We start from the raw sequence: 1,092 nt of genomic DNA, 5'->3' as shown, positions 1-1,092 counted from the left end.
CTCGCCTGGGACCTGACGGCCGACAGCTTCGGGCAACGGCAGGACCTGTACGAGTACGTGCACCGCGGCGACCTGGCGCGCAACCGCATCAACCTCTACCGCAACCACGACCTGTCAGAGGTGCGCGAGCGCATCTCGGCGCTGATCGACGCCCCGTTGTGAAGGGACCGCACACCGACATGACCGACGACATACTCGACCGCGCCCGCACCCTGTCCGGGTACGACGACGTCAGCCGCATCCGGCAGGCCCAGGACCACGCATGGGTGCTCGGCCTCGTGCCCGGCGTCCCGCGCACCCTGCTCGACCTGGGCTGCGGGACGGGCGCGCTGCTGGAGGCGGCGCTGGACCGCTGGCCGGACACGGCACGGGCGGTGGGGGTCGACGGCTCCGGCCACCGGGTCCGCGAGGCCGGGGTGCGGCTGGCGGGGCGGGCCGAGCTGCTCACCGGGGACCTGTTGGGACTGCCGGCCCTGGACGACCGGTTCGACGTGGCGTTCATGACGTCCGTGCTGCACTGGCTGCACCCCGACGAGGAGCGGGCCTTCGCCTGGGTCGCGGCCCATCTCGCGCCCGGCGGCGCCTTCGTCCTGACGACCCATCACCCGGTGACCGACCCTGCGGGGCTCGGCGGCGAGGACGTCGTGGCGGTCGACGCCCTGCGGCTGCTCGGCGCCCCCGCCGAGCTGTCCGGGGTGGTGCCGATGGGGGTGCGGGCCCGGCCGGCGCCCGACGTACGGGCCCTGCTGGAGCGGTACTTCACGATCGAGGAGACGCAGGAGCGGACGGTTCCGGTGCGCGGGACGCCGGGCACGAGGCCGAGCACCCATGCGTGGTCCTGGGCCTGCCGGATGCGGCTGACGTCGTCGTACCCGGACAGGGTGCGGGCGCGGTCGAGTATGTCGTCGGTCATGTCGGTGTGCGGTCCCTTCACAACGGGGCGTCGATCAGCGCCGAGATGCGCTCGCGCACCTCTGACAGGTCGTGGTTGCGGTAGAGGTTGATGCGGTTGCGCGCCAGGTCGCCGCGGTGCACGTACTCGTACAGGTCCTGCCGTTGCCCGAAGCTGTCGGCCGTCAGGTCCCAGGCGAG

The 1,092-nt window shown here is 72.8% G+C and carries 2 protein-coding genes; both read left to right on the top strand.

From position 1 onward, the window contains the following. The first annotated feature begins 12 nt into the window (after positions 1–12). Entirely contained in the window at positions 13–162 is a 150-nt protein-coding gene (locus tag EAO76_RS40825; protein WP_262376174.1) for a 4-hydroxyphenylacetate 3-hydroxylase C-terminal domain-containing protein, read from the top strand. A gap of 17 nt (positions 163–179) precedes the next feature. Then, a complete protein-coding gene (locus tag EAO76_RS40820) occupies positions 180–1,004 on the top strand; it encodes a class I SAM-dependent methyltransferase (RefSeq protein WP_148841299.1) in 825 nt (274 codons plus the stop codon). Positions 1,005–1,092 lie beyond the last annotated feature (88 nt).

The sequence above is a fragment of the Streptomyces sp. sk2.1 genome (genome assembly GCF_008120935.1).
In the GTDB taxonomy this organism is placed as follows: domain Bacteria; phylum Actinomycetota; class Actinomycetes; order Streptomycetales; family Streptomycetaceae; genus Streptomyces.
The sequence above is the reverse complement of the archived record's forward strand: the minus strand, read 5'-3'. Positions and strand labels throughout refer to the sequence as shown.

Bases quoted from the DNA above. Each gene is read 5' to 3' on its own strand.
- EAO76_RS40820 (WP_148841299.1), top strand. From the start codon at position 180: ATGACCGACGACATACTCGACCGCGCCCGCACCCTGTCCGGGTACGAC.